The sequence below is a fragment of the Psychrobacter sp. ANT206 genome, from assembly GCF_056880555.1.
In genome coordinates this window covers 1,428,356-1,445,731 of sequence record NZ_CP096271.1, presented here as the reverse complement: position 1 = coordinate 1,445,731, position 17,376 = coordinate 1,428,356, and the positions used below count along the sequence as shown (strand labels likewise).

11 protein-coding genes are annotated in these 17,376 nt (G+C 44.3%); 8 read left to right on the top strand and 3 right to left on the bottom strand.

What is annotated here, in order from left to right:
* Positions 1 to 265: 265 nt before the first annotated feature.
* Positions 266 to 1,957, bottom strand: a complete 1,692-nt coding sequence (locus tag M0221_RS06075) for a sensor histidine kinase (RefSeq protein WP_483284703.1) — start codon at positions 1,955 to 1,957, stop codon at positions 266 to 268.
* Positions 1,957 to 2,649 carry a response regulator transcription factor gene (locus tag M0221_RS06070; protein WP_483284702.1) on the bottom strand — a complete coding sequence of 231 codons (693 nt, stop codon included), beginning with the start codon at positions 2,647 to 2,649 and terminating at the stop codon, positions 1,957 to 1,959. Before M0221_RS06070 ends, M0221_RS06075 begins: the two co-directional genes overlap by 1 nt.
* Positions 2,650 to 2,939: 290 nt before the next feature.
* Here M0221_RS06070 and M0221_RS06065 point away from each other — a divergent pair, with 290 nt between their 5' ends.
* On the top strand, positions 2,940 to 3,461 hold the full coding sequence (locus M0221_RS06065) for a Spy/CpxP family protein refolding chaperone (RefSeq protein WP_483284701.1): 522 nt from the start codon (positions 2,940 to 2,942) through the stop codon (positions 3,459 to 3,461).
* Positions 3,462 to 3,733: 272 nt separating this feature from the next.
* A complete protein-coding gene (gene ggt, locus M0221_RS06060; protein ID WP_483284700.1) occupies positions 3,734 to 5,665 on the top strand; it encodes a gamma-glutamyltransferase in 1,932 nt (643 codons plus the stop codon).
* Positions 5,666 to 5,675: 10 nt separating this feature from the next.
* Here the strand turns inward: ggt and M0221_RS06055 are convergent, their stop codons facing one another.
* Positions 5,676 to 6,479, bottom strand: a complete 804-nt coding sequence (locus M0221_RS06055; protein WP_483284699.1) for a helix-turn-helix domain-containing protein — start codon at positions 6,477 to 6,479, stop codon at positions 5,676 to 5,678.
* Positions 6,480 to 6,808: 329 nt separating this feature from the next.
* Between M0221_RS06055 and M0221_RS06050 the strand changes: the two genes are divergently transcribed.
* From M0221_RS06050 to dnaE, 6 genes are all read left to right on the top strand, one after another.
* Positions 6,809 to 7,807: a proline racemase family protein gene (locus tag M0221_RS06050; RefSeq protein WP_483284698.1), complete on the top strand. Its 999-nt coding sequence runs from the start codon at positions 6,809 to 6,811 to the stop codon at positions 7,805 to 7,807.
* Between the two features lie 97 nt (positions 7,808 to 7,904).
* Positions 7,905 to 9,152: an NAD(P)/FAD-dependent oxidoreductase gene (locus M0221_RS06045; RefSeq protein ID WP_483284697.1), complete on the top strand. Its 1,248-nt coding sequence runs from the start codon at positions 7,905 to 7,907 to the stop codon at positions 9,150 to 9,152.
* Between the two features lie 104 nt (positions 9,153 to 9,256).
* Positions 9,257 to 10,138, top strand: a complete 882-nt coding sequence (gene dapA, locus M0221_RS06040; RefSeq protein ID WP_483284696.1) for a 4-hydroxy-tetrahydrodipicolinate synthase — start codon at positions 9,257 to 9,259, stop codon at positions 10,136 to 10,138.
* 111 nt (positions 10,139 to 10,249) lie between these two features.
* Positions 10,250 to 11,746 carry an aldehyde dehydrogenase gene (locus M0221_RS06035; protein WP_483284695.1) on the top strand — a complete coding sequence of 499 codons (1,497 nt, stop codon included), beginning with the start codon at positions 10,250 to 10,252 and terminating at the stop codon, positions 11,744 to 11,746.
* 106 nt (positions 11,747 to 11,852) lie between these two features.
* Positions 11,853 to 13,301 carry an alanine/glycine:cation symporter family protein gene (locus M0221_RS06030; RefSeq protein WP_483284694.1) on the top strand — a complete coding sequence of 483 codons (1,449 nt, stop codon included), beginning with the start codon at positions 11,853 to 11,855 and terminating at the stop codon, positions 13,299 to 13,301.
* A gap of 294 nt (positions 13,302 to 13,595) precedes the next feature.
* Positions 13,596 to 17,339: a DNA polymerase III subunit alpha gene (gene dnaE / locus M0221_RS06025; RefSeq protein ID WP_483284693.1), complete on the top strand. Its 3,744-nt coding sequence runs from the start codon at positions 13,596 to 13,598 to the stop codon at positions 17,337 to 17,339.
* The last annotated feature ends 37 nt before the right edge of the window (positions 17,340 to 17,376 follow it).

Genomic DNA, 17,376 nt, shown 5'->3' with positions numbered 1-17,376 from the left:
AAATCCATTTTGTAGAGAGTTGATGTAACAAAAGAAAACAGTTATGAGGCAATAGGATTAGAAGTTAGGGTTAAAAAATTACTTAGATGATTATTTGAGACATAAAGCGTCTTATTTTGTAAATCATTATAACTCTCTGTATATTATTATTAACGAATATACAGAGAGTCTCAATACCACACATCGGTAATTTACTACCGTTCATCTGTTATATTCTTATTAGTGAATATATGTTGATGAAATACGTTCTCATTTGAGGTTGTTTCTACTTAATAGGTAATATTACTTTTATCACAAGCCCTAATATGCCATCTTGGCGATTATGGACAGTGATCTGACCTCTATGTGCCATCACTACGGCATGAACGATTGCCAACCCCAGTCCATAACCGCCCGTTTCGCGATGGCGCGCCGTATCAAGCCTAACGAAAGGCTGAAAAATACGCTCCAGATCCTTTTCAGCAACACCGCCGCCCTCGTCAGTGATGCTTATTTCAATAGCTGACATTTTATTATTCATCTTCACTGCTTGTATCTCAGCCATCACTGCCGAATCAAAAGCAGTGTGCATAAAGGCATTACGGATGATGTTTTCAAGGGCACTATGCAACTGTTCTTGATTGCCCATTACTGTGCAAGAATCTGGCAATAAAGACGGATTCGCATGCCATTGCCAATATATATTTTTATGCTGAAACTCAAAACAGACATCTTGACCAATCTCATTGATAATTTCACAGATGTCTACTGCCTCATCTTCTAGAGTGTCGATAGTATATTGCTGCATTTGCAACGATTGAATACGGATAATTTGCTCAATCAGCTCATTCATCCGCGTTGACTCTTTATCGATACGGTCAAGATAACGACTGGCGTTGGGCGCAAAATCTCGTGTCAGCTCAGTCGCTACATCGAGACGGGCCAGCGGCGAGCGCAGCTCATGGGAGATATCACTTAACATCTGCTTGCGTGCCAGCTCACTGTCAGCGAGCCGCGTTGATAGTAAAGCGACATCTTTTGCTAATAACCCCAATTCGTCAGAACCCAGACTTGATAACTGCGGATTGACTTCATAGTTGCCATCTATCATCCGGTGTACGGTATCCTGCACACGCCCAATACGCCGAGTCAACGTACGACTGAGCCAAAAGCACACCAACACGCTAAAGAGTATAATCAACAAAAGCCGCAGCATAAAATTGCCCCGCTGTAGCTCTAACACATCCTTAAATAATAGGTGCGGACGCAGCTGTACGATAACGCTGTCATTATTTGGCATAACCACTGTAACCTCAGCTAACTCAGGTCGGCTATCAATGTCAGCAATGGCTTTATGAGACGGTATTGGTTTTAAAATATCATCGAGGCTAAAAGGTTTATCATTCGGGCGCTCGCTTTTGACGCCATCCTTATCAAAGGAATACGCCCTATAAGGGTTCTTATCGACACGGTCTTTATCACTAAGTTCACTGTAATCAGATGTTTTATTGTCAGTACTGCTACTCACAGAATTGGACATATTCGGTGGTACAGATGATTGCTCACCTTTTATCTGCAAGTCTATTGCCTTTATACTTGCCACGTCACGTGCTGGACGCCGCTTGACTCGATTTTCTCGAAACCGATATCTTGGAAATATAATAGCGCCCTGCTCATCGTATATCCTGATTTGGCTCATGAGTCTTCGATCTTCATTATAAATCTGCTTTACAGCAGATAAATCACCCGCCTTCAAGGATATGACCAGCCGCTCACGCTGAATAAGCAGCTTATCAATTTGAGAATCCATACGAGTAGCAAGCTCTCGCTCATTAAGCCAGCGCTCTACTGCTATAGATAAGATAGAAGTGATCAGAATCATAGATAGCAAACTCAAAAACAGTCGCCAAAATAGCGACACAGGTATGCTCAGCTTCGGTTTGTTTATCGCTGTAGGATTTTGGGTAGCTTCTGTCATTAGAGTACCAACTGATAGCCTTTACCACGAATCGCCTTGATTGGCTCATCATGGAAAGGTTGAAGTTTTTTACGCAGGCGCGAGACATGAACATCAAGGCTACGATCAAAAGGCTGTAATTCTCGCTGCAAGACGTGCTGGGATAGCCACGATTTACTGACTACCTCGCCTTTTTGTCGTAATAAAGCCAGCAATAAATCAAACTCTGTACCTGTTAACTGCAGCTCAACGCCATCTATCTGGCAAAGCCTTTGCTGTTGGTCAAGATATAAGCGACTACTCGGCAGCGGTAATTGCTCGGCAAAACTGACCGCAATACTGGTGCGCTTGATCACCGCATTGATGCGTGCCAGCAGCTCACGTGGATTACAAGGCTTGGTAATATAATCATCAGCGCCAAGCTCAAGCCCGATGATACGGTCTATCTCCTCCCCTTTTGCGGTAAGCATAATGACAGGGATATCACTAATAGCAGGCAGCTGACGTAACACACTGAGCCCGTCTATTTTTGGCATCATGATATCGAGCACCAACAAATCATAAGGCGAATTATCTTGCATCGTCGTCTTTAATCGCTCTATGACCGCTTCGCCATCATGCACGCAGTCACAATGAACACCGTGATTATGCAGATACTCTTGCAGTAATTGAGTCAACTCTTCGTCATCGTCACCCAATAAAATATTTGACATCGTTATCACCTTATTATTGTACCTCTCAATCATCTTATGGCTCATATTATCAAGCAAGCGCTACCTATGCGCTATAAACGTTACCTTTCTTAATGTTTCATAAATGTTCGTAACCTCTGGCTGTCGTATGATAGCGGTTATCAAAAACAAGTTGATGCTAATTTACAATGTCGAGCAATGATTCATATTAGTGATTTATAGTAGTGATCCATAGTGACTATCTGGGACGCTCGATCAAGACTAGAATTATCAGATATACCCTCACTTTTACAAAAATTAAGGTAACTCTTATGCAAATGACGCAAATGAAAAAATTATTGATGGGTTCAGTATTAGCGATGTCTAGCGTATTGACCGTGACTGCCTGCAGCAGTGTCAATGCCTCTACTGAGGCGACGCCAACAACAAGCAAAATGCAGCATAAAGGCATGAAAGACGGCATGAGAGGTCCAATGGCACAGCTAAATCTAACAGCGACGCAGCAGGCACAAATCAAAGCCATCATGCAAGAAAAACAGGGCGATCGCAAAAATGACCGTGCAAAACATCAAGCAGAACGTATGCAAATACAGCAGCAGATGCAGGCATTGACGAACGCTAATACCTTGGATAACGCTGCCATCAATCGTCTTGCAGACCAGCAAGCAGCTAAAAACAAGCAGCGCTTTATTGAACGCGTTCAAACCCAACATGCCATTTCGCAAGTACTCACAGCTGAGCAGCGTGCAAAAATGGCACAGTTAAAATCAGAAAGAACAACCAAAGGTCATCATGGTTCAAAACAGCGTAAGATGCATAACCAAGCGCAGTAAGATATAAGCCATGGAATTAAAAAGCATTAGTTAGATAAAGTAAGAACATTTAAAGAAGCGTATCGGCTTACCGATGCGCTTTTTTTCCTCTGTATTTTACATTTCCTAAATTCAATTACCTCATAACCGTTTTCTTATCTGAAAACGAAAGATGTCAAAGTCCTTTCTACTACTCGCAATATTCGTTACTATTTAACCTTATCAGTTAATCTTATTGATTCATCCTGTATTTTTAGCCCAATTTCTTTCATCCTCGTAAAAAGGACTTTGCGATGTCAGCTCCATATTCTCATCAGACACAAGCGCCCACTTATAAGACTTTAAAATCTGCAGCGTTAATTATTGGCAGCACGCTATTATTTTCTGTATCTGCCCATGCGGTAGACACAAATACTGCTGTCGCCTCAAAAACCATTAATCCAACCTCGATTAATACCAGTGCGATTAATCTAACGGTTATGACGGAAAATCCCACGGTATTGTCTGAGACGCGGCGCGTGACACGAGCGAAAAGTAACACGCTCACGCCTAAGGCCACGCAAGCCAAAACCGATCAAGCCATCTATTCTGTGGACGCTATCCACCATCCTGTTTGGGCAAAAAACGGCATGGTTGCTACCCAAGAAGCACTGGCTTCTGATATCGGCTTAAAGATTTTGAAAGATGGTGGCAATGCCGTTGATGCTGCTGTAGCTGTTGGCTTTGCGTTAGCTGTGACATTACCGCGAGCCGGTAATATTGGCGGTGGCGGATTTATGATGGTATATGACGCCAAACAAGGTAAAACAGTCGCACTCGATTATCGTGAAAAAGCCCCTAGTAGCGCTTCGCGTGATATGTATCTTGATAAGGAGGGCAATGCTGTCAGTGATTTATCTCGTTATCATGGCTTAGCCGTTGGTGTGCCGGGTACGGTCGCAGGCTTACTCAAAGCGTTAGAGGATCATGGCACCATGAGCCGCGGGCAAGTAATGGCACCAGCGATTGCGCTGGCTGAAAACGGTATTGAAGTCACTGCTGGTTTGTCCGAATCGCTAGAAGCGTTAAGCGATCGCTTACAAAAATGGCCAAGTACCAAAAAGATATTCTTTAAAGCCGATGGTAGCACTTATCAACCGGGTGAGCGTTTAAAACAGCCGGAGCTGGCAAAGTCCCTTAAACTGATTGCGGCAGAAGGTAGTGATGGTTTTTATAAAGGAGAAACCGCCCGTAAATTGGTTAAAGCGGTCAATGAAGCAGGCGGTAAAATGAGCTTGCAGGACTTGGCAAATTATCAAGCTATTGCCCGTACGCCGGTCAAAGGCGATTATCGTGGTTATGAGATTGTCTCAATGCCACCACCGTCTTCTGGTGGCATTCATATCGTGCAGATTTTAAATATCTTAGAAGGTTATCCGCTAAAAGACTATGGTCAAAACAGCGCGCAAACCATTCATTTAATGGCTGAAGCTATGCAGTTGGCTTATGCAGATCGTTCTGAATATTTGGGGGATTCTGATTTTATTGACGTACCTGCCAGCGGTTTAACTGCCCAGCCTTATGCTGATAAGCTACGCACGTTAATCAACCCAAATAAAGCCACGCCAGCAGCAACTATTAAGGCAAATAACCCTCTACCTTATGAGAGTGATCAAACCACGCATTTTTCTATTGTCGATAAAGATGGCAATGCGGTAGCCAATACGTATACGCTGAACTTTTCTTATGGGACGGGGCTTGTTGCTGAAGGTACGGGGATACTGCTCAATAACGAGATGGATGATTTTTCTGCTAAGCCCGGTGTGCCAAATGGTTACGGCTTAATCGGCGGCGACGCCAATGCGGTTGAAGCCAATAAACGCCCGTTATCTTCTATGAGTCCAACAATCGTATTTAAAGACAGCAAACCTTATATCGTCACAGGCAGTCCGGGTGGTAGCCGCATTATTACTACCGTCACGCAGGTGATCTCAAATGTCATTGACCATGATATGAATATCGCTGAAGCGACGCATGCGCCACGTATTCATGACCAATGGCTACCAGATGAGATTCGTATCGAAAAAGCACTAAATATCGATACTATTAAGAAACTGGAGTCCATGGGACATAAGGTCAGTCAGCAGTCAGCTATGGGATCAACACAGTCTATTATGGTTACCCCAAATGGCGTGTATGGATCTTCAGATCCACGTATTGTCGATGCGGCAGTCGTTGGTTACTGATTTAACTTTTTCATGATAAATGCGTTTGGCGAAATTGGCTGGGTGACAAGCCCGTAAACTGTTTGAACTGGCGGCTAAAGGCACTATGATCGCTATAGCCGCAGTTCAACGATATTTGAGTGACTGACATCTCAGGCATGGCTAATAGCTTAACCGCATATTCTAATCTCAGCTTTTGTACAAACTGTAAAGGCGACATATTTAGCACTGCTTTAAAGGTGCGCTCTAACTGCGATAAGCTAAAATGTGACAGCTCCGCCAGTTCTGCTATATTGATTTTCTGATCCAGATTACCGCGTACGAACTGTGCTACGTCAGCCAGTCTCGCGTGTTTACGTAAAATGCGTTCGTTATCCTCATCAATATCGACGGATATCCCAACCATCGCGACCACTTGTTGATTGTCATTATAGATAGGCAGTTTATTGGTAATACACCAGCCTAACTGACCAGATGCATAACTGTGTAGCTCTAAATTATCAACGATTGACTTCCCATCTCGCAACACTTTCATATCCTGCAAGATATAATCCTTACTCTGCTGATGAGAAAACACCTGCTCAGTGGTAAAACCTACGATGTCACTATGCTGACTTAACTTACAACGCTTTAACAATGTTTTGTTTGCCAGCTGGTAGCGCGCCTGCTCATCTTTCACAAAAAATACCACATTCTTTAAAGTATCAAGTAGAGGTAATAGTAGTGAGACATTACCAACAAATGCCTCACTACTATCTGGATAATAAGCAGACATGCTCTGCCGCAACGAGGCAGTAAAGCCGACAAGCCCCGATTCTTCTATTACATCCATCATTTTACGTCATCCCTGTCATCTCAACCCCAGTCGTTCATAAGCCATATTATGTGCTTATCTTTTGCTAAAGCTAATGATTCACTGTCCAAATATCACTTAATTAGAAGTTATTTCACGATATCTTTTTATCATTAAGAACTATCAGTGCAGCCTCTAGTGTACACCGACCCACTGTGCAGGAATGCGCATTTTTTCATCAGAAAACAGCAAGACGCTGTATCTAAAAAAGTTCATTCTATATACAGACCGCGTTAACAGGATGATTTTGACAAGGTCTAGCAAACAACAATGGAATGTTACTTTTTCACGGATGAATTAGGATGTCGGTCATGGCTTCTTCTGTATTTAATTTCAAAATTATCGACTCGCATACGGGCGGTGAGCCTACTCGTATGGTCTATGACGGCTTTCCTGATCTCGTTGGTGATACTATTCAAGATAAGCTGCAATCCTTCAAACAAAACTTCGATCATCTACGTCAAAGTATCATTTTAGAGCCCCGCGGCAATGATGTCCTTGTTGGCGCTCTACTCCTTCCTGCCAGCAACCCTAAAGCCACAGCAGGCGTTATATTTTTTAATAACGCTGGTTATCTGGGCATGTGCGGTCATGGCACGATTGGCGTAATCGTCTCATTGGCTTATCAACAAAAAATATCAGCAGGCGTACATTGGCTTGAGACTCCCGTAGGTCTGGTTAAAGCAACCCTACATGATGATGGCAGTTGCAGTGTACAAAACGTCCCTTCTTATCGTTATAAAAAACAAGTCGAAGTTCACGTTCCTGAGTTAGGGCTTATCCGCGGTGATATCGCTTGGGGTGGCAACTGGTTCTTTTTAGTTAGTGAGCATGGACAAGACATTCAAGCCAGCAATGTTAAACAGCTTACTCAAGTAACCATGCAAATTAAGCAAGCACTGGTCGCCGCCAACATCACTGGCGACAACGGCGGCGAGATTGACCATATTGAGTTATTTGCCGATAGCGATGATACACAGGTAGATAGTAAAAACTTTGTTTTGTGCCCAGGTTCAGCCTACGATCGCTCCCCTTGTGGTACCGGTACCAGCGCCAAACTTGCTTGCCTAGCGGCTGATAACCGTTTAACCCCTGAACAGTTATGGCAGCAACAGGGCGTGGTCGGCAGTGTATTTACTGGCAGTTATCAGTATACATCTGAGCTTAATACTATGCTCAATAATCCAGCTGGTGCAGCTTATCCTAAACAGACTATCATCCCAACGATTTGTGGTCATGCTTATGTTTGTGCCGAAACCACGCTCATTGTGCAAGAAGACGATCCCTTTAAATGGGGACTCTCATCTTAATAAAATCGCAGCATTATTTATGAAATGACAGGTTTATTGATAAACGCGTGAACACTCTTAAAACCGCTTAATCGACAGAACGTAATCGAGAAAAACCATGACGACCTCAGACTTCGACTTACATATTATTGGCGGCGGTATTATCGGTCTAGCGGCTGCGGTGACGTTGCAAGCGCGAGGCGTAAAAGTCGCACTGCTAGACGCCAATGAAGTGGGTCAAGGCGCATCATTAGGTAACGCTGGTCATATCGCTACCGAGCAAGTATTCCCCATTGCTGATGCGAGCATGCTCCGTCATGTACCCGCCATGCTATTGAATCCGACTGGACCGCTACGCATAGACTGGCGCTATCTGCCGCGTTTGATGCCTTGGGCAATGCAGTTGCTAATGAATATGCGCCCTGAGCCATTTGAGCGGATTCATCAAGCGTTGTTAAGCTTAAATAAAAATAGCCTGCAAGCATGGCAAGGCTTTGCCAATCAATGGCAATTGGAAGAATGGGTGCAAGTAAAAGGTTCATTATTGACGGTCGAAAAGACAAGTAGCGTCGATTTTCTCATAACACATGGCAGTCGACTTAACGATATTGGTGTGGCTAATGAGCTATTGACCAAAGAAGCGCTATTAGAGCGTGAACCTGCTTTAAAGGATAACCAATTAGCAGCGTTATTTTTCCCAGATACAGGGCATGTCACGAATTTAAAAGCCGTTATTAATCAGCTTCACCATACTTTTAGACAGTTAGGTGGTCATATCATTGAACATTGTCGTGTCCTTACAGCGACCAATGATGCAGATCGTATTTATTTAACCACCAGTCAAGGTGACATGACAGCGACCAAAGTGCTGCTAGCAGCAGGCGCTCACTCTAAAGCCTTGGCTAAGCAATTAACAGGCGTCAACATCCCTTTAGATACCGAACGTGGTTATCACTTAATGCTACCGCATGAAAGTATGCGCTTACAGATACCAGTATCAAGCATGGATCGCCGTTTTATTATGACACCGATGCAAGACGGGCTACGCTTGGCAGGCACAGTAGAATATGCAGGACTTGATGCCCCTGCCAATATGCAGCGCGCGCATATGCTATTACAACAAGCCCAGCCTATGCTCAAAGCTAAGTTAGATACTGCTGATAGTGTGCCATGGATGGGGTTTCGACCATCAACTGCAGACTCTTTGCCAGTCATTGACAAAATCGAGCGCGTCTTTTTAAGCTTTGGGCATCAGCATTTAGGCTTAACGCAAGCTGTCGTTAGTGCGCAAATGATTGCCAACTACTATTTTGATGAAGACCACACTATCGATCCAAAACCGTATCAACTTTCCCGCTTTAAATAAGCATCTTATTAAACGTTTATGAACCAAGCAAAAACCAACCGATTCACTATCGAATCATTAATCATTAAATCACCAACTATATCAACCCCAATAAGGATAATCTCATGAACATAAATGGAATTTTAGTCCCAATCGTTACCCCTTTCGACAATAACGGCGACATTGATTCGCAAAAATTAACAACACTGGTCGAAGCCTTTATCGACAAAGGCGTAGCCGGTATCGTCGCTTGCGGTACCACAGGGGAATACTATACGTTTTCGGCAGCGGAGCGCGAGCTGGTATTAACCACTATCGCTGAAGCCGCAAAAAATAAAGGCGCTGAGAATAAAGTCACTCTGATTGCTGGTATCAACAGCTTATCGACTGACCACTCTATTGAGCTTGCCGCACAAGCCAAAGCCTTAGGTTATGACGGCCTTATGCTATCTGCACCTCCTTATAGCCTACCTGAACAAGATGGTGTCATCGCTCACTTCGAAAAAGTCGCGGATGCCAGTGAGCTGCCGATTATTATGTACAACTTCCCTGATCGTGTCGGCGTTGCTATTGAATTTGATACCGTTGCTCATCTAGCTAAACACTCCAATATCGTCGGCGTAAAAGAAAGTAGCGGCGACTTTAGTCATGCGCTACGCATGCTGCAAGCGAATTTTGATGACTTTGAGGTGGTCTGTGGTTGTGATGATCAGCCCGTTGATTTCTTCTTTTGGGGTGCAAAAAGCTGGATCGCAGGCGCAGCGAACGTCTTCCCAGCAGAACAAGTTTCATTATTTAATGCCACTCAGCAAGGGGACTGGGATAAAGCCAAGCAAATCATGAGTGAGATTTATCCTGCTATTCATTCTATGGAATCTGGCAACTACAACCAAAAAGCCAAAGCGGGCTGCTTAAAAGGCAGTATGGATGTTGGCTCAGTTCGTGTGCCATTAACTGACATGCCAGAAGATGAAAAAGCAGAGTTTTTAGCCTTACTATCTAAATAGCACTCACCTCAGCTTAGTAGAAATAATGTCAAGGATAACCCACGCTAAATTTGATGCCGTATTCAAATCTCGAATCGATGGCATCAAATTTAGCAGACAAGGATTAGAAAAATGAGCACTAAAGAACAAGCCACTAAAGAGCAAGTATTTGAGAAAGCAAAACAGCAGCAATTATGGGCGGGTCACTTAATAGCAGCAGATGGCTTATCAGAAGCTACTTTGGACAATTACACGCCGATTGATAACAGTATTATCGGTCAGATTGCTTCAGGTACTAGCGATGATGTCGGTACTGCCGTGCAAGTCGCTCGCGATGCTTTTGAAAACGGTGAATGGCGTCGTCTGGCTCCTGCTGAGCGCAAGGCTATTATGCAGCGCTGGTGTGCACTCATGCATGAGCACGTCGAGGAGCTGGCAGCATTAGATTGTGTGGATGCGGGCAAGCCGATTACCGAATGCTTAAACACTGACATGCCAGCGACTATTGAAACTTTTGAATGGTATGCCGAGGCCGCTGATAAGGTATTTGGCAAAGTCGCGCCGACAGGTAGCGCAGCTTTAGGACTTATCGTGCAAGAGCCCATTGGTGTCGTTGGTGCAGTATTACCTTGGAACTTCCCAGCCCAAATGTACGCTTGGAAAGTCGCCCCTGCTCTCATTATGGGCAACTCCGTTATTGTTAAACCTGCTGAGCTGACCTCTCTATCGGCTTATCGTTTAACCGAGCTTGCCTATGAAGCTGGCGTGCCCAGAGAAGCGCTGCAAATGGTCTGTGGCCTTGGTGAAAATGTCGGTGCCGCACTCGGCCAACATATGGATATCGATATGGTTTCGTTCACTGGCTCGACTGAGGTCGGACGTTTGTTCTTACAGTATTCGGCACAAAGCAATCTAAAAGAAATCGTCTTAGAATGCGGCGGTAAAAGCCCACAAATAGTCTTTGACGATGCCGTACTCGATGATGCTGCCATTAACGACATCTTATCAGCCGCATTTTGGAATATGAGTGAAAATTGTAGTTGCGGCTCGCGCTTGTTAGTCCACAGCAGTCAAAAACAAGCGCTGCTTGAGCAGCTAAAAAATGGCTTAAAAGATTGGAAGGTCGGCTCACCTTACAACCCTGATACTGCCATTGGCCCTATGATAGAAAAAGCACATTTCGACAAGGTGTGCCATTATCTGCGAATTGCTAAAGAGGAAGGCGCAACGATCGTTGTAGGGGGCAACATTCGTGAAGATTTAGGCAGTGGCTGGTATATCGAGCCAACGATATTTGACGATGTTAGCGCTGACATGACCTTATTTAAAGAAGAAGTCTTTGGCCCTTTGCTGGCGGTGACAAGCTTTGAGACGGAAGAAGAAGCCATCAAATTAGCCAATGAAACCAACTATGGACTCGCCGCTTCTTTTTATACACAGAATATCAAGCGCGCTTATCGTGTGGCGTCGTCTATTAAAGCGGGCACGGTCTCAATTAATGGTTTTTCAGAAGGGGATATCACCACGCCATTTGGCGGCTATAAGCAATCTGGATTTGGTGGACGCGACAATGGGCTGGAAGCCCTATCACAGTACGCACAAACCAAAACCATTTGGTTGGTCAATTAGTAGGTCTAGTTAGTCTGTCATATCACCTAATGCTCTGATATGACAGCATTTTGTATTATCAAAATAATCTAAAACTTTAGTCACACACTTACAGGGAAGTAAGGCCATGGAAGCGATTATTAATACCATCGTCGGTTATATATGGAGCGACGCATTAGTTTATTTAGCACTCGGTGTCGGTATCTATTTTACCGTAATGACTCGCGGTGTACAGTTCCGCTATCTCAAAGAGATGGTCAAGCTATTATTTGACAAACAAACCTCAACCCAAGGTATTAGCTCCTTCCAAGCCTTTAGTATGGCCTTATCAGGCCGAATCGGTGTCGGTAACATTGCAGGGGTTGCCACTGCAATCGCAGCTGGTGGACCTGGCGCAGTATTTTGGATGATAGTCATGGGTCTGCTTGGCGGTGCCAGTGCCTTTATCGAGTCAACACTTGCACAGGTATATAAGCATACCGTTGATGACCAGTATCGTGGCGGCTCACCCTTTTATATCGAGCGTGGGCTCAAAATGAAGCCTTTTGCCATTGTCGTTGCGGCTGTTACCTGCCTATCATATGGTGTTTTGGTGCCAGGCGTACAGGCCAACACCATCGCCGATTCTTTTAATACCGCTTTTAACATACCACCTGTCGCAACTGGTTTCATCATCGTTGCGCTGTTAGCATTTATCATATTTGGTGGCATAAAACGTATTGCAAGCTTCGCTGGCAAGGTCGTGCCTGTTATGGCGATCGGCTATGTTTTGATGATGATCATCGTCTTAGTGTTTAACGCCTCAAACCTACCAGCCATGTTCGCGCTTATCTTCAAAAGTGCATTTGGTATGGATGCCGTCTTTGGCGGTATTGTCGGTCTAGCAATCTCTTGGGGTGTGCGCCGTGCGGTATTCTCAAACGTTGCCGGTGCAGGCGAAGCCACTTTCAGCTCCGCGGCAGCAGAAGTCTCACATCCTGCCAAGCAAGGTTTAGTGCAAAGTTTCTCTATCTACGTTGACACTGTGCTGGTCTGTACCGCAACAGCCCTAATGATTTTATCGACAGGCATGTACAACGTCATTCCCGCAGAAGGCTTAGTACTGGTTGAAAACATGCCAGGCATTGCAGCTGGAACGGCGTTTACCCAAGCGGCAGTCTCAACGGTATTTAGCCAATATGGTAGTGGCTTTGTCGCTATCGCCATCTTCTTATTTGCCTTTACCTGCTTGATTGCCTATTATTATATTGCTGAGACCACGCTCGTCTATTTAGATAGCAAGTTACGCTATCCTGTACTAAAGCCTATATTAAAAGTAGTATTTTTAATCATTTGCTTCACTGGAAGTATGCAGTCAGTCGGTGTCATGTGGGCATTAGGCGATATTGGTTTCGGCAGCATGTGTTACCTTAACTTTATTGCAATCGTATTACTCAGTAAAACGGCATTAAAAGTATTAAAAGACTACGACGAGCAAATGAAGCTAGGACTCGACCCTGTCTTTGACCCTAGAAAAGCTGGCATTGAAAACGCAGACTTTTGGATAGCTTATAGTGATAAACATGATAAGCGTTAAATATTAGCTAAATAGTCGTAAATCTTTCACCTATCAGAGCCTTCTACATCATTATGATATAGAAGGCTTTTTCCTATAATCAAACCCATTACCAAAAATAATCCATTCAATTTGATGCCCTTGAATCAGTGGCTGTCTACGGCAAATAATGCTATTATTGACGACCCCATTTAAAACGTATCAACATGGCTATCGAGGTCTTATTTACCTTTGAACATCCATATAAATAACGGATACAAATCCTTTATTTTATCGATAGCTTATTGCTTTTGATCGTACTAGTAAGAGTCTTCTATGGCATTTGTACACCTTGGCATCCACAGCGAATATTCAATCACTGATTCTATCGTGCGTATCAAGCCGCTAGTGAAAGCTGCAGCGGCTGACCATCAGCGCGCGCTGGCATTGACCGATTTGTCCAATCTGTATGCCACAGTGAAGTTTTATCGTGCCTGCCTAGGTGCGGGTATCAAGCCCATTATCGGCAGTGAAGTCATCATGGAAAATGAAGACACGCGCTTAACTTTATTGGCGATGAACAACGAAGGCTATCAAAACATCACTCGTATCGTATCGCTTGGCTTTACCGAAGGACGTGCTGATCCTGTTAATCACGGTACTCCTGTTATTAAACGCAGCCATATTTTAGCGCATGCGGCAGGTGTCATTGTCTTATTCACTGAAAAGTCAGACGTTGGGCAAGCATTGATTGGCTCAATGCCAGAAAAAGCCGATGAGCTCCTGACAGAATGGCAAGCGCAATTTGATGATCGCTTATACTTTGCGATTAAACGCACCAATCGTACTGGCGAAGATGCCTTTATTAAAGCAGCGATTCACTCGGGTGCCAAACATAGCATTCCTATTATTGCTCATAATGACGTGCGGTTTTTAGAACAAGATGATTTCGATGCTCATGAAGCGCGGGTTTGTATTGCTGGCTCTTATGTCCTTGCCGATCAAAATCGTCCGCAAACTTATTCAGATGAGCAGTACCTCAAGACCCAAGCGCAGATGCAGCAGCTATTTGCTGATATTCCGCAGGTGATTGATAATACCTTGCGCTTAGCAACTCGCTGTAATGTGACCTTGACGCTGGGTATTAATGTCCTACCAGAGTTTCCAGTACCTAAGGGCGAGACCACTGAATCTTTCTTTCGCTTAGAATCGCAGCGTGGGCTTGACAATCGTTTAGACAGGCTCTTTCCAGTTGACGCGCGCAGTGATAATTGGAGTGATATACGTCAAAGATACGATGACCGCTTAGAGTATGAGCTCAAGGTTATCTTATCAATGGGATTCCCCGGTTACTTCTTAATCGTGATGGACTTTATCCGTTGGGCAAAAGCCAATGGCGTACCAGTCGGTCCCGGTCGTGGTTCTGGTGCAGGCTCGCTAGTCGCTTATGCGTTAAACATTACCGACCTCGACCCTATCCATTACGACTTATTATTTGAGCGCTTCTTAAACCCTGAGCGTGTGTCCATGCCCGATTTCGATATTGACTTTTGTATCGAAGGTCGCGATCGGGTCATTGATTATGTGGCGCAAACCTATGGTCGTGAAGCGGTTTCGCAGATTATCACTTTTGGTACCATGGCAGCAAAAGCAGTGGTACGAGATGTGGCGCGCGCGCAAAGTAAATCCTATTTTCTTGCCAGTAAAATGTCGAAACTTATTCCCAAAACACCGGGGATCACACTCAGTCAAGCGCTTGAGCAAGAGCCACAACTCAAAGACTTAATTTCCAATCCTGATAATATGGATTATGAAGATGCCATCGAAGTATGGGAGATGGCTATCAAGCTTGAAGGTATTTGCCGGAACGTGGGTAAACATGCCGGCGGCGTATTGATTGCACCGCACAGAATCACGGATTTTAGCGCCATTTATTGTGATGATGAAGGTCACCGCGTCAGCCAATTTGATAAAGATGACGTTGAAGCCGTTGGGCTGGTAAAGTTTGACTTTTTGGGTCTACGTAACTTGACCGTGATTGATGCTGCTGTCAGAAATATCAACCTGCGCCGTGCAAAAGAAGGCAAAGATGCCTTGGTGTTAGAAGACCTGCCGTTAGATGATGCTAAAGCCTACAAGCTCTTGCAAGATGCCAAGACCACTGCCGTCTTTCAGTTAGAAAGTATGGGTATGAAAAAATATCTCGCGAAATTACAACCGACCAACATTGAAGATGTGATCGCCATGTGTGCGCTCTATCGTCCGGGTCCACTCGATGCAGGCATGGTAGAGATGTATATCGACCGTAAGCATGGTCGTGAGGAAGTCATTTATGACCATCCCAACCTTGAGCCAATTTTAGAAAACACCAATGGCGTTATTGTCTACCAAGAACAGGTCATGCAAATCTCACAGGTGATGGCAGGCTATAGCTTGGGCGGTGCAGATATGCTACGCCGCGCCATGGGTAAAAAGAAACCTGAAGAGATGGCTAAGCAGCGCGACATTTTCGTCACAGGTGCTACGGCACAAGGTATCGATGAAGTTACCTCGGGCGGTGTGTTTGACTTGATGGAAAAATTCGCCGGTTATGGTTTTAACCGCTCGCATTCTGCCGCTTATGGTGTGCTTGCTTATCAGACCGCGTATCTAAAACAGTACTACCCTGCTGAGTTTATGGCGGCGGTATTGACCTCAGATATGAACAACACTGATAACGTCGTGTTCTTTATCAATGACTGCCGTGAAAACTTTGAGTTAACCGTCGTTAATCCATCGGTGAATCGCAGTGAATGGCATTTCGTCGCTGATACCCCGACCAATATCATTTATGGTTTGGGGGCGATTAAAGGTGTGGGCGAAGGGGCGGTTGAATCTATTGTCGATGCACGAAGACGTGAAGGACCTTTTAAAGATCTATATGATTTTTGCCGTCGCGTTGATATCAAAAAGGTCAATAAACGCACGCTTGAAGCCTTGGTCAGTGCTGGCTGTTTTGATGACTTTGCGGCGACTTTACGTCCAGACTTGCCAGCCGATGAAGCCTACGAGATTCGCGGCGCATTAATGAGTCAGTTGCCAAGTGCAGTACAGGCGGCTGAGCAAGACCGTCAAAACCGTGAAATAGGTATGATGGATTTGTTTGGTGAAATGGATGGTGTCGTCGCCGCGCCACCGTTGGTGATGACCCCAGAGCTAATTTGGGGTGATAAACACCGCCTAAAAGCAGAGAAAAATACTCTAGGGCTTTATTTGACCGGACATCCTATCGATGAATATCGAGACGAGCTCAAACGCTATACCTCAGGTGCTCGTCTCGATAAATTGACTGATACGGGCTATAACGGCAGCTGCTATTTTGCTGGTCTTATCATTGATATCGCCAACTTTGGTACTCGTAACGTTATTACCTTAGACGATGGGACATCAAGGTTAGAGGTCAGCTGTTATGCTGAGCGCTTTAACCGTGTCAAAGAACAGTTAAAAATAGATGAAGTCGTCATCATTAAAGGCAGCATCCGTGAGCGTGACGGGCGTTTATTTGCTCGTCTTGATAATGCCATGAGTATGGTCGATGCTCGCCTAAGATGGCTCAAAAAAATCAGTATTAAAATTCATGGTAGTGATATCGAGCTGCTGACACGCATGCAGCCTTTACTGAAATCGGCACAAGTCAGCATGATTCCAGTACCAAAAATATCTTATAACGATGAGCAAGACGAGCAAAGCGACAATACTAATAACAATAGTTTTGGCGGTTACAATGCCTCAATGGGTGGCAGTCTATATGATGAAAATGGTAATGATTTATTGGCATTAGAGAATAATATGGCACAAGATGCTTATTCAAATGACACTGACCCAAGCCTAAGTAACCAAAGCTACGCCAACAACGCTTTGAGCAACACCGACGTCTCTATTAGAGATAATTGCCTACCCCTTGGACTCAGTATTTATGAAGAATATGGCATTGCTAATGTAGGACTGTCTGAGCATTGGCGCATTTATCCGAATGATGATAATTTACAGCAGCTAAAAAGCATGATTAGCGAAGATAACTTACATTTTCACTACAGCTAACGAATGTATTATCGTTAGCATATTCATTAGTAGGAAA